This window comes from Lolliginicoccus suaedae, assembly GCF_008312885.1.
Taxonomy (GTDB): Bacteria; Actinomycetota; Actinomycetes; order Mycobacteriales; family Mycobacteriaceae; genus Lolliginicoccus; species Lolliginicoccus suaedae.
Map to the genome: position 1 here is coordinate 190288 of NZ_VSSO01000005.1, position 25763 is coordinate 216050.

Sequence of the window (25763 nt, forward strand, 5' to 3'; positions counted from 1 at the left end):
TGCCTGGAGGATCTTCCCCTGATGAGCTTGCCCCGCCGTTGGAATCCACGCTTCGCGAGCCTCAGCGCCCTCACTGCTGCCAGCGCGCTCGCGCTCGGTGCGTGCGGCTCGAGTACCACCGAGCCGCAAGCAGCCGCGCCCGCGGCACCGGAGAGCGTCAGCGTCGATGGGCAGGAGGTCGAGGTTCCCAATGAGCTGCGCTTCGCTGCCGAGACCCTCGAGGGCCAGCCCGTGAACGGGAGCGACTACCTGGGTCAAGATACTGTCTTCTGGTTCTGGGCACCGTGGTGCCCGGTCTGCCAGCGCGAGGCCCCGCACGTCGCCGATGCCGCCGAGGATTACGGGTCGGAGGTCGACTTCGTGGGCGTGGCCGCGCAGGACAGCGCGGAAGCGATGCAGGAATTCGTCGACAAGTACGACGTGGGCGCTTTCAGCCACATCAACGATGCCAACGCCGCGGTGTGGGCGGGGTTCGGCGTGACGCAGCAACCGGCGTTCGCGTTCGTGTCCGATAGCGGCGAGATCGACGTGGTTCGTGGCACCCTCTCGCCAGACGAGCTCACCGAGCGCCTCGACACGCTGACCAGGAACTAGCCATGGACCTCGCAGCGCTCGGGTTCGCGCTCGCCGCGGGGATGGTGGCGGCGTTCAACCCGTGCGGGTTCGCGATGCTGCCCGCCTACCTGACCCTGGTCATCGCCGGCGAGGATTCGAGCGATGAGGAGCCGGGCCTCACGAGGTCGCTCGGCCGGGCACTCACCGCCACCGCCGCCATGACCGCGGGCTTCCTTGCTGTCTTCGGCGCGGCAGGGCTGATCATCACCCCCCTCGCGTCCCAGGCCGCGCGATACCTGCCGTTCGTCACCGTCGTGATCGGTCTCGGGCTGATCGGTCTCGGGGCCTGGCTCCTCGCGGGGCGCGAGCTGACCGTGATGCTTCCGAAGATGCGGGGCGGCTCCCCCACCGGCCACATCGGATCGATGTTCAGCTACGGCCTCGCCTACGCCACCGCATCGCTGTCGTGCACCATCGGGCCGTTCCTCGCCGTCACCGCCGTCACGTTCCGTGGTGGCACGTTCCTCGATGGCCTTGTCGCCTTCCTCGCCTATGGCACCGGCATGGCCGTGGTCGTGGGGATCCTCGCGATCGCGATCGTCCTCGCGGGCTCCGGCCTCGTCCAGTCGATGCGACGACTGCTCCCCCACGTCAATCGCATCGCCGGGGGGCTCATGCTCGCCGCGGGCGCCTATGTCGCCTACTACGGGGTGTGGGAGCTGCGCCTGATCTACTCCGACGGTCCCGTCGTCGACCCCATCGTCGATGGGGCCCTCTCCGCGCAGCAGTTCCTCGCGGGCCTGGTCGACTCCCTCGGCGTGGTGGGAGTGCTCACCATCGCCGCGCTGCTCGCCGCTGGCCTCGCCGCCACGGTCCTGCTGAGGGCACAGCGCCGGGAACCGGCAGGATCGAGGGCTGAACGATGACATCACCCCTCTCGCCGGCCGAAGCATTCCGCACCCACATCGCGCCCGAGGTGGAGGTGATGCTGCGGGTAGCCCGCACCCTCACCGGCAACCACAGCGATGCCGAGGACCTCGTGCAAGAGACCCTCATCCGCGCCTGGCGAGCCATCGACTCCTTCGACGGGCAGTACCCCCGCGCCTGGCTGCTCACGATCCTGCGCCGCACCCACATCAACATGAACCGGCGCCAGCGCCCCGACGTGATCGAGGACCCCGCCGGCCAGCACCGGGCCCGCCCCGCGTTCAACGCCACGGCCGATGTCACTCCGGAGGACCAGGTCCTCGACGCGACGCTGAGCAGCGAGATCGAGCGGTCCCTCGCTGGTCTCGATCCGCGGTTCCGTACCGCGCTGCTGCTCGTCGATGTGGACTCGCTCAGCTACGCCGAGGCCGCCGAAGTGCTCGGGGTCCCCATTGGCACGGTCATGTCGCGCCTCAGCCGTGCCCGCGATCGCATGCGCCGCAGCCTCCGCGAGCAGGGCGTGCTCGGCCCGCATACCGCGGTCAGGTAGGGCGGCATTCTCGGGCACCGGACGCCGGGCGCCAGTGGATACTTTTCCCGGTTGAGGCGGGAAAAGTTTCCACTCCCGTCGCACGCTCCCGCCGCACCCCCTACCGCACCGTTCCGACCCGGACCTGGATGTGCCCGCCACGCACGCTGCGGGCGGCGATGTCCTCGCAATACTGGTCGAGCAATGTCCAGGGGCGCGCATGGATGTCGGAGCCGCCCGCGCGGCAGGCCAGCCGGGCGAGCGGGGACCACACCGCGGCTCGGCCCTGCGGTGGCTGCATGTCGATGATCGCGACGCGCGCCCCTGGACGGCATGCCGCGACCATGGTGGCGAGCGCGGCAGGCCAGTCGTCCATCAGCGACAGCGCGTAGCTCGCGATGACAGCGTCGTAGCCCGCGCCGCCGACCTGTTCGCGCAATCGCGCGGCGGAAACCGTAGTGGCGTCCTCCTCGAGCACCTGCACGTTCGACCATCCTCGCCTGCGGGCCTTGCGGCGGGCCTGCTCGCCCATGTGCGCGCTCGCGTCCACGCCGATGATGCGTCCTCCGGGGCCAATGCGTTGCTGCAGCCCGGGGAAGTTCAGCCCGGTGCCGCATCCGATGTCGAGCACCTGGGCGCCTTCGTCGAGCCGGAGCAAGGGGATCGCTGCTTCACGCCCCGCGCCGTAGACCGGCCATTCCGCGGAGATCGCGTCGTAGAAGCGGGCGGACACGGTGTACTTGGAGGGGAAGATGGCGGGCATGGGGCTCCCTGGTTCTCGCGGGTCTGTCACGCGGTCGTGGTGTGGCGTGCTTCGCCAGGGCAGGCGTAGCTTCGGGCGACAGGATGTGGTCGGGGAAGGAACCCGGCCAGTGATCGTGTTCCTTCCCCGTGACCGCTTCCTACTGTGCCTTGCCTACCGCCCAGACCGCTGCCACCGCCCGGCCCTGCCCTGGTCCGAGTACAGGAGATGATCAATGATCCGGACCCTCGCCACCATGCTGGCCTGCCACTGGTCTGCTCATCGCATCCAGCGCTACCTGGACCGTGATCCGGCAGCGCCGCTGACGGCTGACGAGACCCACCGGCTGGAATCACATCTCGCGCAGTGCGAGCGATGCCAGGGCCTTGCGGACGAGTACCGGTTCCTGCACGGCGCGGTCGGAACGTGGGCACGCCGGTCCTTGCCGCCCGAGCCAGCGTTGCAGCGCATGCACGAGCTCGTTGATCGCTTGTCCAGGGGAGAGAACCAGTGAGCAGTGACAGCGACATTCGCGACCTCGTGGTCGTCGGTGGCGGCGCGGCGGGGATCGTGGCCGCCAAGACAGCGGTCAAGCTCGGTGCCAGCGCCGTCCTGATCGAATCCGCCCGCACGGGTGGCGACTGCTTGTGGACGGGATGCGTGCCGTCGAAGTCATTGCTCGCTGCGGCCCATCATGTGGCTGCCGCGCGTCGTGCCACGAGCCTTGGGGTGCATTTCGACGAGCCAGTTGTGGACTTCGCGGCGGTGATGCGGCATGTGCGCTCGGCGATCTCCACGATCGAGCCGATCGATACCCCGGAGGCTCTGGAGACAGAGGGCATCGAGGTGCGGTCGGGCCACGCCGTATTCGCGACCGACGACACCGTCCTGGTCGAAGGCGACCCCATCCGGTTCCGCCAGGCCGTCATCGCCACCGGCGCTTCGCCCGTGCTGCCCCCGATCCCGGGCCTCGCGGATCATGCCCCGCTGACCAGCGAGACCATTTGGGAGCTGACGGAGCTGCCTCAACGACTGCTGGTGATCGGCGGGGGAAGCATCGGCTGCGAGCTCGGACAAGCGCTCGCGCGTCTCGGCTCCACTACAACGATCGTTGAGGCAGCACCCCGCATCCTGATGGGCGAGCCCGAGGATGCATCGCGGATCGTGGCCCGCTCGCTCAAGAATGATGGAGCGACTGTGATTGCGGGCGCATCCGTGGAGAGCATCGCGGACTCGCGGGCGCGCTTGTCCGATGGCACGGTGGTCGATTTCGACCGGGTACTGGTGAGCGTGGGCCGTGCTGCCCGCACCGCCGGCCTCGGGCTCGATCAGATCGGCGTCCGCACCAACGATCGTGGCCAGGTCATCGTCTCGCCCACGCTGCGCACCACCAATCCACGCATCTGGGCCGCAGGAGACGTCACTCCGCTCCCCCAGTTCACCCACGCCGCTGGCTCGTTCGGCAGCATCGCCGCGAGCAACGCGGTGCTTGGGCTTCGCCGCAAGGCTGGCACCACAGTGGTCCCCCGGGTCACCTATACCGACCCCGAGGTGGCATCGGTGGGCGTGAGCGATCCGGATTCCGCGAGCCGGTTGACGGCCCGCACCATCAGCCACGACCACCTCGATCGGGCAATCACCGAGCACTCCACCAACGGATTCTCCCGGCTGATCCTCGACCACAAGGCACGCATCATCGGCGGCACCGTGGTCAGCCCACGGGCGGGCGAGACCATTGGCGAAGTCACGCTCGCGGTGCGGCTCGGGCTACGCGCCCGCGATCTCGCCTCCACGATGCACCCGTATCCGACCTACAACGACGGAATCTGGAACGCCGCGATCGCAGACACCCGCGAGCAACTCGAATCGCCTGGCGCCCAGCGCGCGATGGGGGCATTGTCGTCGCTGCGGCGGACCTGGCTGAGGATCGCTCGGTAGGGGCGCTATTTTCCTGTTGCGCCGAGGGTGCCGCGTGGAAGCAGCCACAGAAAACCGGGTGGCGATGCGGCTGGCGTGATACTGCTTGCGAACAACTCCAGCAAACCGCCTACAGGCTGCTCGCAGTCAAGTGCGTCTGCACCGGGTCGGAGACATTCCGGTGCTTGTTCTCGCGGCGGCGCAGCAGGAAGAACCCGAACAGCATCGCGAACGACAGCATTACCATCGTCATTCCAGGTCCTGCCGGGTCCCCCTCGACTAGCCACGCAGCCACTCCGCCCAAAGTCGCCAGGCCGAAAAAGACCAGCCCGGCCCAGCACAGTCCGGCAAGGATCTTTCCGATCATCGTGGTTGCCTCTCTTCTAGTTCTCGCAGGCGATGCCGTCGCCGTCACGGTCGAGCTTCCTGCTGTACCCGGCATCACCGATACGGATCGGGGCAGCTCCGGCCGCCTTGACCGCGCTGCAACTGGAGTAGTACACGCTGGCTGGAGCCGAGGCAGGAGGCGGCGTGTACACCGGTTCAGGTGCTGGGGTGTAGACCGGTTCCGGGGCGGGCGCACGCTCCGGCTCCGGCTCCGGCGTGCGTACTGGAGCTGGGGGCTCGGACTCGCGGTCGCGCATCATGCCCGGGACCGGGCCCGGGAAGTCGATCCCCGCGCACGAGTCGAGCACCCGCTCGATCGCGTCGCGCTCGGACTGGGTGACCCACAAACCATAATTGGCCTTCACGTTGACCTGCATCGCGACCATCGTGCAGCGGAACGCCTTGTTCGCGGGGAGCCAGGTCGCAGCGTCACCGTCTGACTTTTCCATGTTCGCTCCGGCATCGACAGCGAGAAGATTGCGCGGGTCGTTGGCGAAATCCTGCCGCGTGGCCGGGCTCCATTGCTGGGCACCCTTCTGCCATGCGTCCGACAGTGCTACGACATGGTCGATCTGCACATCGCTAGTGTCCCCGCCCCGCCCGAAGGAGATCGCCTGGCCTGTATAGGGGCCGTCGAGGGCGCCTGACTGCGCGACGCACCCATTGCTGTTGTACTTGATGACAATGTCGTCGAGGTCTCGGCGCAGGATGTCGTTGCGCGTGTCGCACCCATTGCGACCGGCCTCGACCCTCACATCGTCAGTCCAGGCCGATCCGAACAGGTCGCGGTCGTACCCGGTCTTGGGCGCGCGACCCTTGACCTCGAGCGAGGCAAGCTGCTGGTAGGCACGGCGCAGCTCGTCCGAGGCATCATCGGGGATGTTGAAACCATTGTCGCGACTGCTCTCTTGTGCCTCATCGGGTGCCGCAGTAGCCTGCGGCTGCGCACTGGTGGTCGGTGCCTGCGCCTGCGTGTTTTCTACCGCAGCGCTGCCGGGCCCTTCTTCGACCGTCGGTGTGATAACGAGCCCGCCGACAAAAAGGACTGCGGCCCCGATTCCTACCATCGTTGATGCGCGCGGCATATGCTTGCTCCCCCGTTGTGGCGCTGTGTTTCGGTGACTTCGCGGCGGAATCGACGCGTGATTTTAGCCGTATATCGCCCGGAGCGTGCTCCGTGTTACGGAGCTAACGAAGTCCGCCCCGAGGCACGCTGGGGCTTTCCAGCTCGCTGCGCCCGTGGCATGACACGGCGTCCCGCCACCGCAACAATCCGTGCAATAAATTCCCCCAAACCGGAATGCCGCCTGGCACTGGCCGGGTTTCGGTTGCGTACGGCCAGGACCGGTCGTGGACCAACCGAAGGAGAATAGAAATGACCACGCACACTCCACACGCTGCTGGGCATGGGACGGACACCGCAGGATGGGGAAAGTGGGCCGTGACCGGTGCGATCGCCGGTGTCATTGCTTCCCTGGCGATGGCGGCGTTCGCGATGATGGCGGCCGTCACCTATCAGGGCGTCGGGTTCTTCACCCCGCTTTATCACATCGCGTCTTCCGTCATTTCTGGTGACGCGATGATGCAGTCCATGGAAGGCGCCATGGAGGGCAACAACTTCGTGTTCGTCGCTGGCCCGGCGGTCGTGGGCGCAATGGTGCACATGATGATCGGCGCGGGCTACGGAATCGTTTTCGCCGTCATCGCGAAGATCGCTGCCCTGCGCGGCGCGGTGCTCACTGTCGCCGGTGCCGTCTACGGTTTCGCCGTGTTCGTCGCGAGCACCTGGGTCCTGCTCCCGCTGACCGCGTCGATCCTCGGTGGCGGGGATCCGATCCGCGATATGGCCACTATGGTCGGCTACCCGACGTTCATCACCGAGCACATCCTGTTCGGCGTGGTGCTCGCCCTGGTGCTGCTGCCCCTCGCGGCTCGTCGCGCCCACCGCTAGTCCAGCTCCGCCTCTATCCCGCTGCCCCGCGCCACTGCAATCATGCTGGCGCGGGGCTCGCGCGTTCCGGGAGCAGCTAGCCGTGCAGGGCGCTACCAGGCGTTGACAATGGCACCATCGCCGCCCACGCAGCCCACCGATTCCGTCCCCGCGGGGTAGTAGAGGCAGGTCAGAGAGTAGGACTGGCCAGTCACGGGGCTGTCGGCGACCACGGTCCAGACAACCTCGTCGACGGCGATATCCATCGTGTTGAGCTCAACACGAACCTGCTCGGCGAACGCGCACGAGGTAGTCGTGGTGCCGACGCCCACGCTGGGCCAGCGGTCCCCTGCGCGGGGCGCGGATGGGCAGGGCCGCACGCCCGCCGCGGGCGAGGAGGTGCTCTGCTCCCGCGCTGGTCCGTCGGAGAAGGACAGCGGATCATCCTGCGTGGCGGGCTGGTCGAATGATTCGCCGGGAGCCACCGGCACCGGCTCGGGATCAGGCACCAGGCTCGCGCCGCGCACCTCGAAGATCCAGTACAGGAATCCGATGAACCCTGCGAGCAGGCCGAACATGACGACCACGAGCAGGATCAGCAGCCCGATCAGGGATTTCTTGCGCGGGAGCCCTAGGCCCTGGTGGGCGGCGTGGGGCATGGCCGGGGGCGGGCCCATCGCGGCACCGGGCGGCATTCCGGGCGGCTGCCAGGCGGGGCCTCGCTGGCTCGGTGGCCTCCACGGATCGTGATCCTGCGGAATACCCTGATGGTCCGGGCCGAATGGTTGGTACCTATCGCCGCTTTCGTGCGCGCCCATGAATCGCCTCCCCCTTCGCGTGCCGCAGGACCCCCAGTCCTGCCCATCCAGGGTGCCACAGCCAACGCCTCGCGAGACTGTGAGAATTGTCTATCCAGGGGGAGAATTGCCTACTCGCGGGCGCGCTTGACCTCGTCGAAGAACTCCTCGACGCGCGCCGACTCGTCCTCGGGCACATCGAGAATGATGGGCTTGCTCGCCGGCTCGAGCCCGCCCTCGTCCGCGCGAGCACCCACCACGATCTCCAGGCCCGTGCGGGTGCGCCGGGCGGTCACCCCGAGGTGCAGCACGTGCCAGCGGCGCGATACCCCGCCCCGGTCGAAGACTTCCAGGACCCGGTTATCGAGGACCAGCACGAATCGGTCGGCGACGACGCATTCGCGGTAGGGGCGGCTCAGCATGCCCCTGAGCCTAGCCCTTCGCAACGGCCGCATGGCGCGTCAGGCGCGCGACCGCCACACACCGAGCAGGCCACTGAGGACGCTGCCCGCGAGCGCGAGGATGACCGCTTCCGTCCATGCGTTCGGCAGGCCGAGCAGAGCGGGCCCGGCGAGCATCCCGAGCTGCTCGAGGAATGTCGCGGCAATGATCGTGATCGCTCCGCCGGCAGCAGCGCTGGCGACGATGAACGCGCGCTCCGCGCTGCCTCCCGGCCGGCTCGCGATCCACGCAGGGATCCCGGCAGTGAGCAGGGGCGCGAGGTGGAACGTCGCCTCGGGCCTAGCGACCGCGAGCACGAGCCACAACAGGATGATCGCGACGGCCGGCAGGAGCACGAGCAGCCAGGAGTCGCGCCCCGTGCCCTGCCCCTCCGCCGGGGCCTCGTCGGCGCCGGGGTATGCCCCCGGATACTGGGCGCGCGCTGCCCGCAGCACCTGCTTCGGCGACGGATTGGTGAGCGGCGTGGAACCCACCATCACGGTGGGGACGGTCTCGTTGCCTCGGTTGGCGGCGCGCACCGCACGGGCGGCTTCCTCGTCCTGCCAGATGTTGCGCTCGTCGAGCTCGATGCCGAGGCGTTGCAGCCGGGCACGCAGCGACGTGCAGAAAGGGCATCCCGGACGCCAGTAGAACGTCACAGCGGGCTCGGTCATGGTTTCCTCGGCATCGATCGCAGCAGGTCTTGATCTGTTGTCTCGCTCCGGGAACGCGCTGGCTGCCCGCGCGCATTCCCGCGGGGTGCCGCGCCCGGGAAGGGTGAGGGGTGCCACGCGGGTTTACCTCGCATGGGAGAGTCGACGGAGTTCCGTGGCCGGACGGCATTCGTCCTGTCCGGTGGCGGCAGCGCGGGCGCGGTACAGGTCGGCATGGTGCGCGCGCTGTACGAGCACGGCGTCGTCCCTGACTTGCTCGTCGGCACCTCGGTCGGTGCGTTGAACGCGGCGTTCCTCGCGTCGCGCGCGGCCACCCCCGATACTGCGCTGGAGCTGCGTCGCGTGTGGGAGAGCATCAGCTTCCGCGAGGTGTTCCCGGTGAGCGTGATGCAGGGCGTGCGCGGACTGGTCGGCCGCAGTGATCACTTGGTGCCCGGCTCGGGATTGCGGCGCCTGGTGTCTCGCTGGCTGGCGTTCGATGACCTCGCTGACGCCCGCATCCCGCTGCATGTGATCGCGACGAATGTGCGCTCCGGCGAGGCGATGAGCTTGTCGGAGGGACCCGCGGTGGAGGCGATCATGGCGAGCTCGGCGATCCCGGGGCTGCTTCCCCCGGTGCGGTGGGGCACGGAGCTTCTCGTCGACGGCGGGGTGACGGCCAACAATCCGGTGTGCCTGGCGCTGGAGGCAGGCGCCGATCGGGTGTTCGTTCTGCCTACGGGATTCGCGTGCTCGCTGGAGAGGTCCCCATCGAGCGCGCTGGCGATCGCGTTGCACGCGTTGACGATCGTGCTGAACCAGCAGCTCAGTGCCGATCTTGCCACGGTTCCAACTACCGCTCCGATCATCGTGCTGCCCACCTTGTGCCCCATGCGGGTGGTGCCCATCGATTTCTCCCAGTCGGCGATGCTGGCCGCTCAGGCATACCGGACGAGCAGCGAGTTCCTCGACGACATCGATCTGTCGTCCTCGGCCCCGGGCGTGGTGGGCACGGTGGAGCACGACCACGGGGATCACTGAGCGCATCGCGTGCCCCTGGGAAGGCGCGCCGTGGTTGACAGGGTTTCCACGGCACACGAAGTTCTACGAGGTTCTGTGTTCCGAGAGGTGCTGGGATGTGCAATGACGAGCCGCCGGTGCCGCCCGAGCTTTCGGACCTCGCGGGGGCAATTACTCCGGGAGGCCCGGGCATCGATGGGATCCCGCCGATCGACCAGCCACGGTTCGTCGCGGCCTCCGATGCCACGTTCCCCCGCGATGACGACATTGTTTTCGGCCTCGAGCTCGGCGGGGAGCATCGCGCGTACCCGCAGCTCGTGCTGGTGTGGCATGAGATCTTCAACGACACGGTCGCGGGCCGACCTATCTCGGTGACATATTGCCCGCTGACAGGCACGGCGGTCGGTTTCACCGGGATCCCGGGCGAAGATGTCGTCTCGTTCGGCACTAGCGGCAACCTCGTGAACTCGAACCTGTTGATGTATGACCGCCCGGCTGGCTCGCGCTGGCCGCAGATCCTCGGCACCGCCATTACCGGAAAGCTCGCCGGGACTGTGCTACCCACCCACCCACTGGTGTGGACGACGTGGGGGCGGTGGCGCGCGCAGCATCCCGATACGGTCGTGCTGACCACCGATACGGGGGCGCTGCGCAACTATGGCTCGGACCCCTACGGCTCGTACCGCGACCAGAGCGGGTACTACGCCGATGATGCGGTGATGTTCCGGACGCTGCACTTCGATGATTCCCTGTCGGCGAAATCAGTGGTGCTGGGCGTGCGGGCCGGTGGCGAGACCGCGGCGATACCCAAGGATGTGGTGCGGGACCGCGGGACGGTGGATCTCGAGGTGGGCGGGCAGCACTGCACCGCCTCGTGGGATGCCGCGCTCGAGACCGCGCGGGTGGTGCGGGCCGATACCGGCGAGCCCGCCGACTACATGGAAGCAATGTGGTTCGCCTGGGTGGCTTTCTATCCGCGGACCACGCTGCTGGAGCGGAGGTAGTGGTGACATCGCGAGTAGTGCGCGGGATCGCTGCCGTCGAATCCGCGAGCGACCGGATCGTGGAGCTCGCTGCGCTGGCGGTCCGGATGGCGAGGCGCGGTTGGACCGATCGTGTGGCGCGCCGTTCTGGTCTCGCGGCGGGGCTCGTGGTGCTCGCGCTGTACCTGGTGTCGATCGGCGACGTGGTGTTCTCGTGGTCCGGGTCACTCTCGGGGCGCGGGGTGGATGTCGTGGGCTGGTCGGCAGCGGGGCAAGCCCGGGCACCGTATGTGTTCGAGCCTGTCGCTGCCCTGCACCTCGGCGGGCATGCCAGCGTGTTCATCAGCCCGGTCAACCTGCTGCTGGGCCTCGTGGTGGCCATCCTGGTCGTGGCGAACGTGCTGAGCGCGGTCCACGCGTCGCGGCACGTGTCCCGCTGCCGAACCGGTGGCGTGGCGCGGCTCGCGGGAGTGCTTCCGGTTTTCCTGCTCGGTTTCGCGTGCTGCGCGCCGACGTTCTTGCTGCTGCTCGGCACCGGTGTTCCTGCCGCTGCGGGGAGTGCTGTATCCGCTGGCGGTGGGTGCGTTGCTCGCCGGGCTGCTGTGGGGCGCGCGCCGCTACGGTGACTCACCCGCACGCAGTGACTCAATGACCTGATCGACGCTGGGGGCGCCGTCCGGCCCCGCGGTTGTGCGGTAGATGCGGCACGCGAGCTGATGGACCCGTGGCGCGCCGGGGATCACGTCCCGCCCGTTGATGAGGATGGTGGGCGATCCCGCGAATGGGTGATCGCGGGTCTCGGGCTCGCTGGCCAGCTCGGTTCGGACAATAGCGAGGCGGGGCAGGCCGAGCCGGTCGTGGGCCTCGTGGAGGCGTTGTTCGGCGGTGGTGACGTGCGGGCAATGCGGGACGTGCAGGATCTCGATAGTCATGGTCTCCTCGGCATCGTGCGGGGCGGGGCTTTCTCCGGGTTGTAGCTTCCGGAACCCGCTGGCTGCCCGCGCGCATTCCCGGGGTGCCGCCTCGCGCTGGTCCCCTTGACCAGCGACAGTGGAAACTTTTCCCGCTCCCAGCGGAAAAAGTTTCCACTCGCCGCCCCAGCAATCCCCCCGCCGCTATCGCAGCGCCTGGTACCCGGCGTGGATGCGCCAGGCCGCGGTGATGCCGACGATCGCCGCCCAGCCGATGGCGATGTGCCAGGCGAGCATGGGCAGGATCAGCCACAGGCTGTGGACGATGATGGTCTCGGTGCCTTCGGCGAGGCCTCCTAGGAAGGACAGGGAGCGTCCGTCGTCGAGCGTGCGGTGGTGGCGCTCGGCGATGGAGGAGAAAGCGAGGAACGCGGCCCCGTTGAGGTAGTAGGCGAGCAGCACGAGCAGGAATGGCCACAGCGAGACGCCGTACGCGGCGGACGCGCCGATCGCTACACCGACGACGGTGGTGCCGTAGACGACGAAATCGGCGGTGATGTCGTAGAACCCGCCCGCGCCGCTCTCGGTGCCGGAGCGCTGGGCGCGCAGCCGGGCGAGCGGCCCGTCGAGCCCGTCGGCGAGCCGGGAGAGCAGCCACAGCAGCAGGGCGATCGCCCACAGTTGCGCAGCGGCGGTGGCGGCGCTGCCGAGGCCGAGCAGCAGTCCCGCGGTGGTGATGCGATCGGGGCTGATCCACGGCCGGTCCAGCGCCTTCGCTGCCCGGGCCAGCGGCGCATCGAGACGGGCGCGTAGCGGGGCGTCAAGCATGCCCGGCCTCCTCCACGAGCATCGGCTTGCTGCTGCGCATCCGGCGGGCGGAGTAGCCGCCGACCAATGTGAGCAGCAGGAACGCAGCGATGGCGGCGAGGAACGGCCAGGAGAGCGGGTCGGTGCCGAACGCGCCGAGCGCGACGTAGCTGAGCACGCCCGGGATGATACCGATGGCGGTGCCGATCGTGTAGTGGCGGAACGCGATGCCGCCGAGCCCGCCCGCGTAGTTGACCAGCCAGAACGGGAACAGCGGGATGAGCCGGGCGAGCAGCACCGAAACCAGTCCACGCTCGCGCAGGAATGCCACGGCCCGCGCGGCGCGATCACCGCCGTACCGCACAACTGCTTCCGCGCCCAGGTAGCGGCTGATCCCGTAAGCAACGGTGGCCGCGATCATGGCTGCGGAAAACACCACCAGGGCGCCGCCAACGAGGCCGAACAGCACCCCGCTGGCGATGCTGAACACGCTTGCCGGTGCCGGGGTGAGGCTCAGCCCCGCGTAGGCGAGCACGAAGATGATCACGCCGATCGCCCCAGCGGCCGCGACCCGGTCCCGGATCTCCTCGGGCCCCGGCACGTCCACGGTCAGCGCGATGATCGTGGCGACGCCGAGCAGCAGCGCGAGCATGGCTAGCTTGATGAGCGTGGTGCGCCGTGCGGGTTCGTTCACGATGGTCCTCTCGGGTGGGCAGTCCTGTAACGGGAATGCTCCGAACTACCCATAGTGTTCCCGGCGAAGTGTTGCTCCCGCCACAATCGATGGGCCGGGAGCAGTCGAGCTAGGACGGGCCAAGGATGTCAGGAGCAAGGATGAGGACGAGGCAACGCCGGGCCGGATGGCTGCTCGCGGCGACAGCGACGGCGGGAGCGGTGATGCTGTCCGCTTGCGCGGCGCCGTCCTCGGATGCACCGACCCCCACCGAGGGGAGCTGGGACGAGGTCGTCGAGTCCGCGCAGGGGCAAACGGTGTCGCTGTGGATGTGGGGCGGCGATGAGCAGGGCAACCGGTATGTCGACGAGATCCTCGCTCCGGCGGTGGCCGAGCAGGGCGTGACCCTGCGCCGCGTCCCCGTCTCCGATACCGGCGACGCGGTGAACCGCGTGCTCGCCGAACGGCAGGCCGGCATCACCGATGGCGAGATCGACCTAGTCTGGGTCAACGGCGATAACTTCGCCACCGGCAAGCAGGCCGGCGCGTGGCTATGCGACTGGACCTCCGGCCTCCCCAGCATGCAGTACACCGATCCGGAGGATCCGCTGCTGATCTCCGATTTCGGCACGCCCGTCGATGGCTGCGAGGCCCCCTGGCACAAGGCCCAGTTCACGCTCGTCTACGACGAGGCACGCATCGCCGAGCCACCCACGACGCTCGAGGGGGTGCTCGACTGGGCGCGCGCCAACCCCGGTCGCTTCACCTACCCGGCGCCGCCGGACTTCACCGGCTCGGTGTTCATCCGGGAAGTCCTCACCCGCGTGTCCGAGGATGTGCCGCTGCAGCACAGCGACGAGGCCTACGACGAGCACGCGCCCGCATTGTTCGACGAGCTCAACGATCTCGCGCCCGCGCTGTGGCGGGAGGGGCGCACGTATCAGCAGGATATCGAGGAGCTCAATCAGCTCTTCGCTGATGGCCAGGTCGACATGACCATGACCTACGGCCCCGCGACGCTGACCGAGCTCGTGGCCAATGGAACGTTCCCGCCGAGCACGCGCGTGCTGACCCTCGATGAAGGCACGGTGGGCAACGCGAGCTTCCTCGCCATCCCCTCCACCTCGGGCAGCAGCGCGGGCGCTCGGGTGGTGGCGAACGTGGCCCTCTCCCCGGACCAGCAACTGAGCAAGGCCAAGCCGGAGGTGTGGGGGCAGTTCACGGTGCTCGATCTGGACCGGCTCAGCGCAGCGGAGCGGGAGGCGTTCGAGGCCCTGCCGTCGTCGCCGATCGTGCCGTCGTACGAGGAGCTCTCCCGCAATGCGCGGCCCGAGCTGGAGACGGCGTGGGTGCCCGCGATCGACGAGGGCTGGCGGCGGTCCGTGCTCGCCGGGCGGTAGCCGCGCGTGCGCCCGGTACTGCTGCTGGTTCCCGCGTGCGGGCCGGTGGCGCTCGTTCTCGGAGCCGGGCTGGGCACGGCAGCACTGCAAGCGCTGGGCCTGATGCCCCTGGTGGGCGAGCCGTCATTGAGCGTGGGCGCGTTCACCGGGCAGGCCGAGGACCTCGTGCGCGCATCGCTGGTGTCGGTGTGGATCGCGGCCGCCTCGACCGTCCTCGCGGTGATCGTGGGACTGGCCGCAGGCATCGCTATCGCCGCGCGCGCTCGGGTGGTCGCGGTGCTCGCCGCGGTGACCGTGCCGGTGCCGCACTTGATCGGTGCTGCCGCGATCGGACTGCTGGTGGCGGATTCCGGCTTGCTTCCTCGGCTTCTTGGAATCGAGGGCGCGCAGTGGCCGCAACTCGTTGGCGGGCCGTGGTGGGTCGCGGTGATCCTGGAGTTCGCTTGGAAGGAATCCGCGTTCGTGGCGATCGTCGTCGCGGGAACGCTGGCTACCCGCATCGAGGGCTACTCCGATCTCGCGGCCACGCTGGGCGCGGGGCGGGCCACGCGGTTCCGGCTGGTCACGCTTCCCCTCGCGGCCCCCGCCCTCGCTGCGGCGGCGATGATCACCTTTGTGTACTCGTTCGGCTCGGTGGAGGTCCCGTTGCTGCTGGGGCGTCCGTATCCCGAGCCCCTGCCGGTGCTGGCGGTGCGGGTCTTCTCCTCGATCGATCTGGCATCGAGGCCGGACGCGGCGGCCGCGGCCCTGGTGTCGAGCATCCTGTCGGTGACGGTGCTGGCGATCGCGCTGGTGCTGGCGCGGAGGTCCTCGCTATGGCGGTAGTGACGCGCGCCCGCCCCCGGAGATGGAGCCCGGGACGCTGGCTACTGGTGGCGTGGTTCGCCCTGCCTCTCGTGCCACTGGTGCTGTGGGCGCTGGCGAACCAGTGGGCGTTCCCCGCTGTGCTGCCGCAGGAATGGGGGCTGCGTGGCGCGCGCACCGCGATCGAGGCGGGCGCGGGCAGCGCATTCGTGGCATCCACCCTGCTCGGGGCATGCGTGGCAGCACTAGCGACGCCAGCGGGCATCCTGGCGGGCCGGGCGCTGGCCCTGCATCGGGTTCGGGGCCGCGGTGTGGTGGCGGCGCTGCTGCTCGCTCCCCTGGCGTTCCCGCCGTTCGCGGTGGCGATGGGCCTGGATGTGCTGTTCCTGCGGCTCGGTGTTCCTGCTTTCGCTGGCGTGGTGCTGATCCTGACGGTCCTCGCGATCCCCTACACCACCTATGTGATGCGGGTGGGATTCGGTGCCTACGATGTGCGCTACGAGGAGGAGGCGCGCGTGCTGGGCGCATCACGTTGGTTCGTCATGCGCCATGTCCAGGCACCGCTGCTGGCCGCGCCGGTGGCGACAGCGGCCTTCCTCGCGTTCCTTGTCGGCTGGACCGACTACATCGTGACGCTGCTCATCGGGGGCGGACGCATGGTGACGGTTCCGGTACTGGTGGGCTCCTATGCCTCCGGCACCGGCAACCAGCCCATCACCGCTGCGCTCTCGGTGGCCGCCGTGCTGCCTCCGTTGCTGCTGCTTGTTGCCCTGCTAGCCCTGAGAGGACGCCGCTCATGAGCGTGGCTCTGCGACTCGACCACCTGTGCAAGTCGTTCGACGAGCACGTGGTGCTTGATGACGTCTCCATTGATGTGGAGGCCGGGGAATGCGTCACGGTGCTCGGGCCCTCCGGGGTGGGCAAGTCCACGATCCTGCGGATCATCGCCGGCCTCGACACCGCGACTCGAGGCACCATCCTTCTCGGCGACCAGGACATGAGCGCGGTCCCCGCCGAGCAGCGTGGCGTCTCGATGATGTTCCAGCAACCCTTGTTGTTCCCGCACCTCGATGTGCTCGACAACGTCGCCTTCGCCGCGCGCGCGGCAGGAAAGGGCCGGCGGGCAGCACGCGACCATGCCCGCGACTACCTGCACGTCGTGCAGCTCGGGAATCTCGCGCACCGGCGCGCGGGCGCGCTCTCCGGCGGGCAAGCACAACGGGTGGCTCTCGCGCGGGCGCTCGCCGCCACGCCGCGGGTGCTTCTGCTCGATGAGCCGTTCAGCGCGCTCGATCCCACGCTGCGCACCGAGATGCATGATCTGCTGAGGCAGGTCCGGGCGGAGCTGCGGCCCACGATCGTGCTCGTGACCCACGACCAGCAGGAGGCGGCCGTGCTGTCCGATCGGATCGCGGTGCTGCTCGAGGCCCGGTTCGCGCAGGTGGCTGCCCCGCGCGAGATCTACACCCAGCCAGCGACGCTGGCCGTGCACCGCATGATGGGCGGGCTCAACGAGATCCCAGGGACGCTGCACAGCCACGGCGACGGCACGGTGCACCGCAGCGTGCTGGGTGATCACGAGATCACCGGGGACTTGCCCCCAGGACCGGGCACGCTGGTGTTCCGGCACGAGAGCGTGCGCGTTCACTCGGCTGGAACCACCGGTGCGGCCATCACCGGAACCGTCATGGAGGCACGCGTGATGGGCGCGCGGCAGCGGCTGCGGATCGACCCCGATGCAGGGGGAGCCAGCGTGTGGGCAGAGGTCGATATCGCCCAGCCATTCCCACCCGGAGCGTCGATCAACCTCAGTGTTCCGATCGAGGCCCGCCACGTCATCGCGGGAATGGCCCGGCAACCTGGCCGGGTTCCCTCCGCGGCACCCGCCACCCAGAAATAGAAATCCCCAGGAACAACACCCAGAGGAGGATCCCACCGTGGAGACCCAGGCCCAGGTCGGCGACCACGTCACCGGCATCACGCTCTACAGCATCGACAACGAGCCCATCGAGCTCGACGCGCTGCTCACCCGCCCCACCGTCATCGTCATGGTCCGCTACTACGGCTGCATGCCCTGCCAGGCCTACCTCAAGGAGATGAGCGAGCACCTCGACGAATTCACCGCTGCGGGGTCCGACGTCATTGGTGTCGGTGGTGCCGCCGACTACCAGGCCCGCCACCTCATCGACCACGGCGTGCGCTTCCCGCTGCTCCTCGACCCCGAGCTGACCCTGTACAAGGCCCTCGACATCACCCGGATCCACTGGTGGATGATGCTCAGCCCCGAGACGTGGTGGCGCTACGCGAAGGCCGCGCTCAAAGCACGCCAGGGCAAGATCACCGGGCATCCTCTCCAGGCCCCCGGCCTCGCCATCCTCGGCGCGGATGGCACCATCGCACTACTGCACCGCGGCCACACCCTCGGCCACTACCCGCCGGTCAAGGACGTGCTCGCCGCCGTCAAGAAGCACTGAGAGCATCCCCTACTGCGGGCGGGCCGACTGGTGCGACTTGTGCCGGATCGTGCCCGCCAGCAGGACGATCAGCACCACCGTGCCCGTGACGAACAGCACCGACCAGCCCGGATAGCGGCGAGCCAGTTCTCCCGCCACCGCGCCCAGCGTCACATAGATCGCCACCCATCCCAGGCTTCCCAGCGACCACCACCGGATCATCACCAGGTACGGCACTCGCAGCGCGCCCGCAGTGAACGGCGTCAGCGCGAACACCACCGGGATGAACACCGCCACCATGATCGTCGGGCCGCCATCAGTGCCCTGCAGATAGCTCTCGGCGCGCGACCAGCGCTTCTCCCCCACCACGCGGCCCAGGCGCGAGCGGCGAATCCCCGGCCCCCACCGCGATCCCAGCACATACGAGCCGGAAGCGCCGAGCACGCAGCCCACCACACCACCGCCAACAACGATCAGCCACTCGGCGGGACCGGACACGCTCATCCCGGCCAGCACCAGGGACAAATCGCCCGGAAGCAGCAAGCCCACGAGAAATGTCGTCTGGATGATCAGCAGCCCGCACAGGATCAGAGCGACGACCCCTGGCGGCTGCCCACCAAGGGTCTCGAACAATCCGGCGATCGACCCACCGTCACCATGGGGCATGGTTACATCCTGGCACGAAGCACCGACGAGCGTGGTGCGGGGACTGCCACCGCTTAGGCGGCGGGCACGGCGGATCGGCCCCCTGCTACTTCTCGCGCAGGGCCGCTTCGATCCCGCCGACGCGATCGGCGAGGAGCCCTACAGCGCCGACCGCTCGGGCAATGGGGTCATCCTCGGCGCCGCCGAGCGCCTGGGCGCGCAGGTGGCCTGCCTTGACGTCGACCCAGCGTTGTTGTTGCTCGGGGGTGAGCCGCCCGCGTAGCTCGGCGAGCTTGAGGAGGTTGGCCTCGGCCCCGGAGGTGAGGGTCTGGGCCTCGCCGAGGTAGTGGTCGTCGATGACGTTCTCGAGCTCCTCGGTGTTCATGACGGGGGCGATGCGCCCAGCGAGCTTGGTCATGTTGCGGTAGGAGCCCTGCAGCTGGAATGGCGGTTCGGTGCGGTTGCTCTCCGCGGTGGCGGCGGAGGCGATGTAGGCCTGGTTGACCGCGAGGAGGGTGCGCTGGACGTGCAGCATCTTGCGGAGGACGGACAGCACGTCGTCGAGCTCGGCGGCCGAGTAGGGGTGGTGGAGCTGGTCGGGCCGGGCGGTTGTGTCGTCGCTGGCGAGACGTACGAGCAGGTCGAGGTCGGTGCGCTCCCGTGCTGCGAGCGGGGCGAGGACGGGGTTGGAGGTCAGCGCGTTCTCGATGTAGGACAGTCCGAAGAGGTGCTCCTTGCCGGAGAGCACGTCACCAAGGTTCCATACGTCAGCCCGGTTGGCGAGCATGTCGGGGATGCGGAAGCGCTTGCCCTGCTCGGTGTAGGGGTTGCCGGCCATGCAGACGGCGAACCGCTTGCCACGCATGTCGTAGGTGCGGGTGCGGCCGTTCCAGACGCCTTCCATGCGACGCTGCGCGTCACAGAGGGAGATGAACTTCTGTAGCAGCTCGGGGTTGGTGTGCTGGATGTCGTCGAGGTAGAGCAGCACGTTGTTGCCCATCTCAAGGGCGAAGTTGATCTTCTCGACCTCTTGGCGGGCGGTGGCGTTAGGCGCTTCGGCAGGGTCGACGGAGGTCACGTGATGCCCGAGCGCGGGGCCATTGACCTTGACGAATACGAGACCGAGCCGGTTCGCCACGTATTCCATGAGGGTGGTCTTGCCGTAGCCGGGAGGCGAGATGAGCAGGAGCAGCCCGGATTGGTCGGTACGGCGGTCGTCGCCGGTGGTGCCGAGCTGCTTGGCGAGGTTGTCACCGATCAGCGGCAAGTAGGCGTCGTCGAGGAGCCGGTTTCGGACGAATCCGCTCATGACGGTGGGCTTGTACTCGTCGAGACGCAGGCGGTGCCGCTCGGTGGCGATGAGCTGGTTGCGTTGCTGCTGGAAACCTCGGAAACCGGGGACGCGACGGGCCTGGTGGTCGCGGATGCGGGCGAGCACCTCGTCGAGGCGAAGGCTCAGCGCACGATCCCGGATGCGGGGGTGCGAGCCGAGCATGGGGGCGGCGGTCGCGGCGAGATCGGCGGATGACTCGTAGCGCTCGAGGCGAGCTCCCGTGGTCTCCATCGCGATGGCCTCGTCCAGGTCGGCGTGGTTCTCGGCGGTCTCGCTAGTGGCGAGATAGGCGGCGAGCCATGCCTCCACGAGCTGGCGCCGCGCTGAAACATCGTCCTCGAGGGCGCGGAGGTCGGTGTCGTAGTCCTGCCGCGACTTCGCGACCGTGCCGCCGAGGGCACGCTGGAAGCGGTCGAGCAGGGTGCGGGCGCCCGCGCTGGCGACGAACCGGGCGTTGCCGTGGGCGAGCTCCTCCATGAGGTATTCGCCGGCGAGGGTGGCGAGCTGCGGATCGTCCCCGTTGCCCAGCGGCAGGCCGAGCGTGGCGTGGAATCCGGAGATGGCGGTGGCGAGTTCCGCGGTGAGCGCGGTGAGCGCGGGCGTCGAGCCGAAGGCGGCGCGGGCGCGGGCCAGCGAGGCGGCGCGCACGGTCCAGGCCTGCTGGGCCGCTGGTGCATCGTCGCGCGCGTCGCCGAGGTGGGCCCAGAACAGTTGCGCAGCGGCTCGTGCCGCAGCGGGGTAGCGGAGCAGTCCGGCGCCGGCGTGCAGGCGCAGCAGCTCGGCGAGGACGCGGGTGGCGTCGTGGTCGTGGACGCCACGCTCGTAGCCTTCGTCGTAGCGCGCCTCGGCCGCTCTGCGCACTCGTTGGTCGAGGTCCTTGCCGGTGGCTGCCTCCTCACGAAGGGCATCGATGGTGCCGTTGGCCTCGGCTTCGAGCAACAGCGACGCCGCGAGGTACTCGGCGCGGTAGACGTCGGTGGTCTCGGAGACGAGCAACTGGTCCCAGTAGGGGCGCGTGCTGGCGAATCCGGGATCGGTGATGTCGTCGCGGTAGTCGGTGGCGGTGATCGCGAACGCCATGCGCGTGTCGCCGTCGACAGTGCGCGGCACCAGTGTGAGATCGGTGGCCTGGGTATTGATGGCGAACTGGTGCCGTCCGAGGCGGATGGTGTCGCCACCGGCGCCGTAGAGGTCCTGGCGGTCGAGCAGGGATCGTCCGGCTTCCTGCCGTGCTGCCTTGATGCGGCCGTCGATCTCCTCGGCGCGCACCGTGTCGCCGAGCTCGCGCAGCTCGGTGCCGAGGGCGCGCAGCTTGGCGACCATGGGATCGGACGCGAAGTAGGTGTTGATGTCGTCGACGCTGTCCATCCCGGCGACACGCTTGGTGACGGAGCCGAGGATGCGCTGCGCGGAGTCGACGAGGCGGTCGGCGCGGCGGGAGCGCTCGTCGAGGAGGGTCTGCTTGCGCGAGGAGAAGGCCTCGTAGACATCCTCGCGCTTGCGGGAGAGCTCGTCGAGGAAGTCATCGAACTCGCTGAACCGTGATTCGAGGTTCTCGAGCTGCAGCATGAGCCGACCGAGCTGCTCGTCGCAGGTGTCGGGGGTGGTGGCGGCGGCGAGAGCACCGGTGATGGCCTGTCCGAGGAGCCCGAACTCGGCGGCGAACTCGGCGCGGCCCTCCTGGTCGAGGAGCTGCTTGCGGCGGGCCTCGACGGTGGCGCGGGCCCGGTTGACCGCGGCGAGCACCTCGCTGATGCTCTCGAGGATGCGGGTGCGCACCACGGCATCGCCCACGTCGAGGGAGGAAACGATGCGGGTGACTACTTGCAGCCCATCGGACTGGGTGGCGAGCCGCTCGGTGATAGGCCGCGCCTCAGCGACGGAGGCAAGGGTGCTGGCTTGCTCGATGAGCTCGTTGATCTCGCGGTGGAATGCTGCGAATGCGTCGTCGCGGCTGAAGAAGTCGACGGCTCGCTGGCCGGATTCGTCGAGGGCGTCGCGCAGGTCGGCGTCGAGCTGGTCGAGCCGGGCGGTGTCCACGTGGCGCATGTCGCGCAGGGTGACGAGGTGTCCTTGCTCGTGCCGCAGGTCCGACAGCAGGGTCACCCAGGCGTCCGCGGTGCGTGGGGCGCTGCCGCGGCTCATGCGGATGAGGCTGGCGATGCGTGTGGCGGATTCCTCGACCGCCTTGCTCGCCTGCGCAGTGAGGGCGGTGACCTTCTCGAACTCGTCGAGCACCCGCTCAGCGGTGGCACGGACCTGCCCGATGGGCTCGCCGAGCAAGCCCAGCTCAGTGTCGTCGAGCCAGTGGTAGTGGTCGGTGGCACGGCCGCACGCCGCGATGATCGCTTCGAACACTGCGGTGGCGGGCGCCATCTCGGTGACCATGCGGGCCAGCGACAGCGCGTCGGAGATGCCGCGCACGAGCTCCGCGTTGCCGATGCGCTCGAGGGGGCCGTTGCCGACGGGCTGGGCGGCGGCGTACTCGTCGGACTGGAAGGGCGTGCTCCACACCTGCATGGGGTGCACGCGGGTGGGCTCGTCGGATCCAGCTCGGAACACAACGAGGGTGCCGTCGTTGAAAAGCGAGTAGCCGTGGCACGGCAGCGGCGTGGCGACTTCCTTGCGGATCACGTTGTAGGACAGCAACAGGGTCCGGCCCTCGCTGCGGGCGTGGAAGACGAAGAGAACGTCCTCGCCGTTGCTGGAGCGGATGATGCGCTCGTACTCGAGATCAGCGGTGTCGGTGTCGAAGGTGCGGGAAACGCCGGTGGCGAGGTAGTAGCCGCCAGGGAAGATGATGCCGTGATCCTCGGGCAACCGTCGGCACGCCTGGCCGATGCCATCGAGCCGGGAGATGCCCTGGGTGCGCGTGTTGAACACCAGGTAGCGCCACGTCGTCTCGTTGTACGGCTTGATCTTGAGCAGGATGAGCGGACCGACCTGGGCGTAGTGGACGTCCGCGTCGGCGAGGCTCTGCAGCGGCTCGTCGACGGGCTCCTGGTAGATACCCTCCCCGGTCTCGGTGTTGTCCTCGACCTTGATGGTGAGGTGCCCGCCGACGGTCTCGACGAACACCGTGTCGAGGATGGAGATGTGCGGGTGCCGACCAAGGACGTGATCAGCGCGGGTGGTCTCGACCCATTCGAAGTCATGCTGGGGCGGGAACTGGTGGTCGCGCTCGCCCCGGTTGTCCTGGTAGGCGAGGCTTCCATCGGCGTTGATCCGCCAGCGCAGCACCTTGATGTCCTCGGTGCGGGCGCCGGTCTGGAAGATGGCAAGCAGCTTGGTGTCGGTGCGGCGCAGTTGCAGTAGCCGCGTCTCGCGGTAGTAGCGGTACAGCTCGGAGAAGTGCCGCAGGAACGCGGGATCGTCGAGCAGGCCCGGCAGTTCCCCGCTGGCATCGGAGAAGGTGAAGGAATCGCCGTCGCGGGCGAATCGGTGCAGCGCGAACACGTCGGATACCGCGGTCTCGGACTTCAGCCCGATGAACACGTTGTAGCCGAACAGCATGATCCCGCCATGCAGGTCGCCCTTGAGCGGCACGGCAACGATGTCGCGGGGGACGCAGTTGTTCTCCGTGCGGATGCGCTCGCTGCCGAGCAGGGCGATCTCGGTGCCGCCGAATGTTTCCACCCGGCGGGCGTTGAGCTGCTCGGCGCGGCGGGCGAGCTCGCCGGAATGCTCGACGAGCCGGGCGCGCAGGACCTCGTAGGTGCCCGCGTCGAGCGCATCCTGGCCTGATTCGCCGCGGGCCGTGCTCGCTGCCCCCGTGCCAGCGTGGTCCTGCGGCGGTGTCATGGCTGCTTGGGAGCGAGGGCAGCGTCAGCGATGCCAAGCTTGCGGGCTCCGGAGAGGAGCTGCTCGAACTGGCCAGCCTGCGGTCCGCCAGCCTTGATCAATCGCATCAGCAGCGCCGAGACGGTCAGGTTCTTGACGTCCTCGGTGCCGGCTCCGGCGATCGCGTTGGCGAGATCATCGCTGAAGCTCTGGGAACCGTCGAGCCAGTCGCCCCCGAGCGTGCGCGCGACCTCGGAATGCTCGACGAAGCCGTCCACGCTCTTGCCCATGGCGATGGAGCCGAGGAGCCGGTCGAAGAAGACGCTCTCGCCACCGACGATGCTGATATCTGCTTCCTTGAGCCCCGCCACGAGCACGGCTGCCTGCTGCTCGGCGACCTGGCGTTGCACGTCGATGCTGGCGAGTCGGATGTCCTTCTCCATCTCGAGGCGCAGCCGGTACTCCTCGTGCTCGCGGGTGGCGGCATCGAGCTTCGACATGGCGTCGGCCTTCTCGGTGAGGCCCTCGGACTCGGCGCGCATCTTCTCGCGCATGCCTTCCGCCGCAGCGAGGGCCTTCTCGCGATCGACCTGGGCCTGGGCGCGCCCTTCCTTCTCGATGACCTCCGCAGCGCGCTCGCGGACCTGCACGTCGGCGAGGCCCGTCGCGGCGGACTCGGCCTGCATACCCTCGGCGAGCCGGATCTTTGCCCGGGCGTCGAGCTCCGCGGCCTGCTGGGCCGCTTCGGCGAGGGTGAGTCGTTCCTTCGCCCTGTGCTTCGCGGCGGCCTCCGCGGCCTCGGCAGCCTTGATGTCCTTGACGAGGTCCTGCTGCGCCTCGGCCTCGGCCCGGATGATGATCGCCTGGCGATCACGCTCCGCGGCCTCGACGGCACGCAGGCGGTTGATGCTCTCCTCCTGCTCGGCAACGGTCTTGTCGACGGCCACGCGCTCGCGGACGGCTTCGGAGACGCTGCGCCGCTCCGTCTCGACCTCGCGGTCCTTGGCGATGCGCTGCAGCTCGGTCTCGCGCTCGCGGTTGATGACCTCGAGGAGGCGGTCCTTCTCGATGCGCTCGGACTCGACAGCGATGACGCGCTCGCGGTTCTTCTCCGCCACGGCGATCTCGCGCTGCTGGTTCTGCTCCTGCACGCCTACGTTCTCGTCGGTGCGGATACGGGCGGTCTCGGCCTTGAGCCGCTCCTCGGCCTGCACGCGCTGCGTCTCGGCGACCTCGCGCATCCGCGCGGTCTCGACCTCGCGCTGCTGCTTGGCCTCGGCATCTGCCTGCTGCCGCTCGAGCTCGAGAATAGCCTCGCGCGCCTCGACGTCCTGGCGCTTGATCTCCTTCTCCTCGTTGCGCCGGTAGTCGTTGGTGCCGATGTTCTCGATGGCGGTGAGCTCGGTGATCTTGCGGATGCCCTGCGCATCAAGGATGTTCTTCGAGTCGAGCTGCGACATCGGTGTCTGCTCGAGGTAGTCGATGGCCGCGTCCTCGAGGCTGTAGCCGTTGAGGTCGGTGCCGATGACGCGGATGATCTGGTCGCGAAACTCGTCGCGCTTGGTGTAGAGATCCACGAAGTCGAGGTGCTTGCCGACGGTCTTGAGCCCCTCGGAGAACTTCGCGTTGAACAGCGTCTGCATCGTCGTCTGGTCGCTGGCACGCTCGGTGCCGATGGCCTGGGCGACCTTGATGACGTCCTCGGCGGTCTTGTTGACCCGCACGAAGAAGGTGATGCGGATATCGGCGCGGATGTTGTCGCGGCAGATCAGGCCGTCATGACCGACCCGCTCGATCTCGATCGTCTTGACCGAGATGTCCATCGTCTCGGCCTTGTGCAGGATCGGCAGGACCACCGCACCGGTGAAGGTGACCTCCACGGTGCGCAGCTTGGAGATGATGAGGGCGCTGCCCTGCGGCACCTTCTTGTAGAGGCGGGTGACCATGAAGGCCACCGCGAGCAGGATGACGAGAACTATGGCGATAACCACGCCCAGGCTGGTGGCGATCACATCCACGGACTGCCCTCATTTCATCTCTCGGCGACCCCCGGCCGGGCGTCGCGATAATCTGGAA

26 protein-coding genes are annotated in these 25763 nt (G+C 68.5%); 14 read left to right on the forward strand and 12 right to left on the reverse strand.

The genetic code is table 11. The features are described 5' to 3' along the window. Positions 1 to 21 precede the first annotated feature (21 nt). The 3 genes from FXO18_RS14785 to FXO18_RS14795 are packed head-to-tail and all read left to right on the forward strand — an operon-like array spanning position 22 to position 2032. A complete protein-coding gene (locus tag FXO18_RS14785) occupies positions 22 to 594 on the forward strand; it encodes a redoxin domain-containing protein (protein WP_149361900.1) in 573 nt (190 codons plus the stop codon). Between the two features lie 2 nt (positions 595 to 596). Continuing rightward, positions 597 to 1481 carry a cytochrome c biogenesis CcdA family protein gene (locus FXO18_RS14790; RefSeq protein WP_149361901.1) on the forward strand — a complete coding sequence of 295 codons (885 nt, stop codon included), beginning with the start codon at positions 597 to 599 and terminating at the stop codon, positions 1479 to 1481. Next, positions 1478 to 2032 (forward strand): RNA polymerase sigma factor, encoded by a 555-nt coding sequence (locus FXO18_RS14795; protein ID WP_149361902.1) that lies wholly within the window; start codon positions 1478 to 1480, stop codon positions 2030 to 2032. The genes FXO18_RS14790 and FXO18_RS14795 overlap by 4 nt, the downstream gene beginning before the upstream one ends. Before the next feature lie 100 nt (positions 2033 to 2132). On the opposite strand, the gene FXO18_RS14800 is transcribed toward FXO18_RS14795, so the two are convergent. Then, on the reverse strand, positions 2133 to 2774 hold the full coding sequence (locus FXO18_RS14800; protein ID WP_149361903.1) for a class I SAM-dependent methyltransferase: 642 nt from the start codon (positions 2772 to 2774) through the stop codon (positions 2133 to 2135). Positions 2775 to 2988: 214 nt separating this feature from the next. Here FXO18_RS14800 and FXO18_RS14805 point away from each other — a divergent pair, with 214 nt between their 5' ends. Together FXO18_RS14805 and FXO18_RS14810 are read left to right on the forward strand one after the other, a co-directional pair. Continuing rightward, complete coding sequence (locus tag FXO18_RS14805; protein WP_149361904.1) at positions 2989 to 3267, forward strand: zf-HC2 domain-containing protein; 279 nt, start codon at positions 2989 to 2991, stop codon at positions 3265 to 3267. Beyond that, positions 3264 to 4691 (forward strand): dihydrolipoyl dehydrogenase family protein, encoded by a 1428-nt coding sequence (locus tag FXO18_RS14810; RefSeq protein WP_235900696.1) that lies wholly within the window; start codon positions 3264 to 3266, stop codon positions 4689 to 4691. The genes FXO18_RS14805 and FXO18_RS14810 overlap by 4 nt, the downstream gene beginning before the upstream one ends. A 109-nt stretch (positions 4692 to 4800) precedes the next feature. Here the strand turns inward: FXO18_RS14810 and FXO18_RS16195 are convergent, their stop codons facing one another. Together FXO18_RS16195 and FXO18_RS14815 are read right to left on the reverse strand one after the other, a co-directional pair. Beyond that, positions 4801 to 4923, reverse strand: coding sequence for a hypothetical protein (locus tag FXO18_RS16195; protein WP_268884987.1), 123 nt, complete (start codon positions 4921 to 4923; stop codon positions 4801 to 4803). Between the two features lie 130 nt (positions 4924 to 5053). Then, positions 5054 to 6142 (reverse strand): GmrSD restriction endonuclease domain-containing protein, encoded by a 1089-nt coding sequence (locus tag FXO18_RS14815; protein ID WP_235900697.1) that lies wholly within the window; start codon positions 6140 to 6142, stop codon positions 5054 to 5056. Between the two features lie 356 nt (positions 6143 to 6498). On the opposite strand from FXO18_RS14815, the gene FXO18_RS14820 reads away from it, so the two are divergent. Further along, entirely contained in the window at positions 6499 to 7008 is a 510-nt protein-coding gene (locus tag FXO18_RS14820) for a hypothetical protein (protein WP_235900698.1), read from the forward strand. A gap of 92 nt (positions 7009 to 7100) precedes the next feature. On the opposite strand, the gene FXO18_RS14825 is transcribed toward FXO18_RS14820, so the two are convergent. The 3 genes from FXO18_RS14825 to FXO18_RS14835 form a co-directional block, all read right to left on the reverse strand. After that, a complete protein-coding gene (locus tag FXO18_RS14825; RefSeq protein WP_149361905.1) occupies positions 7101 to 7682 on the reverse strand; it encodes a hypothetical protein in 582 nt (193 codons plus the stop codon). A 233-nt stretch (positions 7683 to 7915) separates the two neighbouring features. Beyond that, positions 7916 to 8206: a hypothetical protein gene (locus FXO18_RS14830; RefSeq protein ID WP_149361906.1), complete on the reverse strand. Its 291-nt coding sequence runs from the start codon at positions 8204 to 8206 to the stop codon at positions 7916 to 7918. Between the two features lie 39 nt (positions 8207 to 8245). Then, on the reverse strand, positions 8246 to 9016 hold the full coding sequence (locus FXO18_RS14835; RefSeq protein WP_235900699.1) for a glutaredoxin family protein: 771 nt from the start codon (positions 9014 to 9016) through the stop codon (positions 8246 to 8248). Between the two features lie 15 nt (positions 9017 to 9031). Here FXO18_RS14835 and FXO18_RS14840 point away from each other — a divergent pair, with 15 nt between their 5' ends. The 3 genes from FXO18_RS14840 (at position 9032) to FXO18_RS14850 (ending at position 11507) form a co-directional block, all read left to right on the forward strand. Next, positions 9032 to 9919, forward strand: coding sequence for a patatin-like phospholipase family protein (locus FXO18_RS14840; protein ID WP_149361907.1), 888 nt, complete (start codon positions 9032 to 9034; stop codon positions 9917 to 9919). Between the two features lie 95 nt (positions 9920 to 10014). Beyond that, positions 10015 to 10902: a DUF3179 domain-containing protein gene (locus FXO18_RS14845; protein WP_149361908.1), complete on the forward strand. Its 888-nt coding sequence runs from the start codon at positions 10015 to 10017 to the stop codon at positions 10900 to 10902. Between the two features lie 2 nt (positions 10903 to 10904). Beyond that, on the forward strand, positions 10905 to 11507 hold the full coding sequence (locus tag FXO18_RS14850; RefSeq protein WP_149361909.1) for a hypothetical protein: 603 nt from the start codon (positions 10905 to 10907) through the stop codon (positions 11505 to 11507). Here FXO18_RS14850 and FXO18_RS14855 read toward each other — a convergent pair. The 3 genes from FXO18_RS14855 to FXO18_RS14865 form a co-directional block, all read right to left on the reverse strand. Further along, on the reverse strand, positions 11499 to 11813 hold the full coding sequence (locus FXO18_RS14855; RefSeq protein WP_149361910.1) for a thioredoxin family protein: 315 nt from the start codon (positions 11811 to 11813) through the stop codon (positions 11499 to 11501). The genes FXO18_RS14850 and FXO18_RS14855 overlap by 9 nt on opposite strands. Before the next feature lie 183 nt (positions 11814 to 11996). Further along, a complete protein-coding gene (locus tag FXO18_RS14860) occupies positions 11997 to 12620 on the reverse strand; it encodes a CDP-alcohol phosphatidyltransferase family protein (RefSeq protein ID WP_149361911.1) in 624 nt (207 codons plus the stop codon). Then, positions 12613 to 13293: a TVP38/TMEM64 family protein gene (locus FXO18_RS14865; protein ID WP_235900700.1), complete on the reverse strand. Its 681-nt coding sequence runs from the start codon at positions 13291 to 13293 to the stop codon at positions 12613 to 12615. Before FXO18_RS14865 ends, FXO18_RS14860 begins: the two co-directional genes overlap by 8 nt. A 140-nt stretch (positions 13294 to 13433) precedes the next feature. Between FXO18_RS14865 and FXO18_RS14870 the strand changes: the two genes are divergently transcribed. The 5 genes from FXO18_RS14870 to FXO18_RS14890 are packed head-to-tail and all read left to right on the forward strand — an operon-like array spanning position 13434 to position 17950. After that, a complete protein-coding gene (locus FXO18_RS14870) occupies positions 13434 to 14672 on the forward strand; it encodes an ABC transporter substrate-binding protein (protein WP_149361912.1) in 1239 nt (412 codons plus the stop codon). Positions 14673 to 14678: 6 nt separating this feature from the next. Beyond that, positions 14679 to 15497, forward strand: coding sequence for an ABC transporter permease subunit (locus FXO18_RS14875; protein ID WP_235900701.1), 819 nt, complete (start codon positions 14679 to 14681; stop codon positions 15495 to 15497). Between the two features lie 47 nt (positions 15498 to 15544). Further along, entirely contained in the window at positions 15545 to 16276 is a 732-nt protein-coding gene (locus FXO18_RS14880; protein ID WP_235900702.1) for an ABC transporter permease, read from the forward strand. After that, positions 16273 to 17376, forward strand: coding sequence for an ABC transporter ATP-binding protein (locus FXO18_RS14885; protein WP_149361914.1), 1104 nt, complete (start codon positions 16273 to 16275; stop codon positions 17374 to 17376). The genes FXO18_RS14880 and FXO18_RS14885 overlap by 4 nt, the downstream gene beginning before the upstream one ends. A gap of 37 nt (positions 17377 to 17413) precedes the next feature. Then, complete coding sequence (locus FXO18_RS14890) at positions 17414 to 17950, forward strand: peroxiredoxin-like family protein (RefSeq protein ID WP_187774384.1); 537 nt, start codon at positions 17414 to 17416, stop codon at positions 17948 to 17950. Between the two features lie 9 nt (positions 17951 to 17959). On the opposite strand, the gene FXO18_RS14895 is transcribed toward FXO18_RS14890, so the two are convergent. The 3 genes from FXO18_RS14895 to FXO18_RS14905 form a co-directional block, all read right to left on the reverse strand. Beyond that, positions 17960 to 18595 (reverse strand): DedA family protein, encoded by a 636-nt coding sequence (locus FXO18_RS14895; RefSeq protein ID WP_149361916.1) that lies wholly within the window; start codon positions 18593 to 18595, stop codon positions 17960 to 17962. 85 nt (positions 18596 to 18680) lie between these two features. Beyond that, positions 18681 to 23708: a DNA repair ATPase gene (locus FXO18_RS14900; RefSeq protein ID WP_149361917.1), complete on the reverse strand. Its 5028-nt coding sequence runs from the start codon at positions 23706 to 23708 to the stop codon at positions 18681 to 18683. Continuing rightward, entirely contained in the window at positions 23705 to 25705 is a 2001-nt protein-coding gene (locus FXO18_RS14905; RefSeq protein ID WP_149361918.1) for a flotillin family protein, read from the reverse strand. Before FXO18_RS14905 ends, FXO18_RS14900 begins: the two co-directional genes overlap by 4 nt. Between the last annotated feature and the right edge of the window lie 58 nt (positions 25706 to 25763).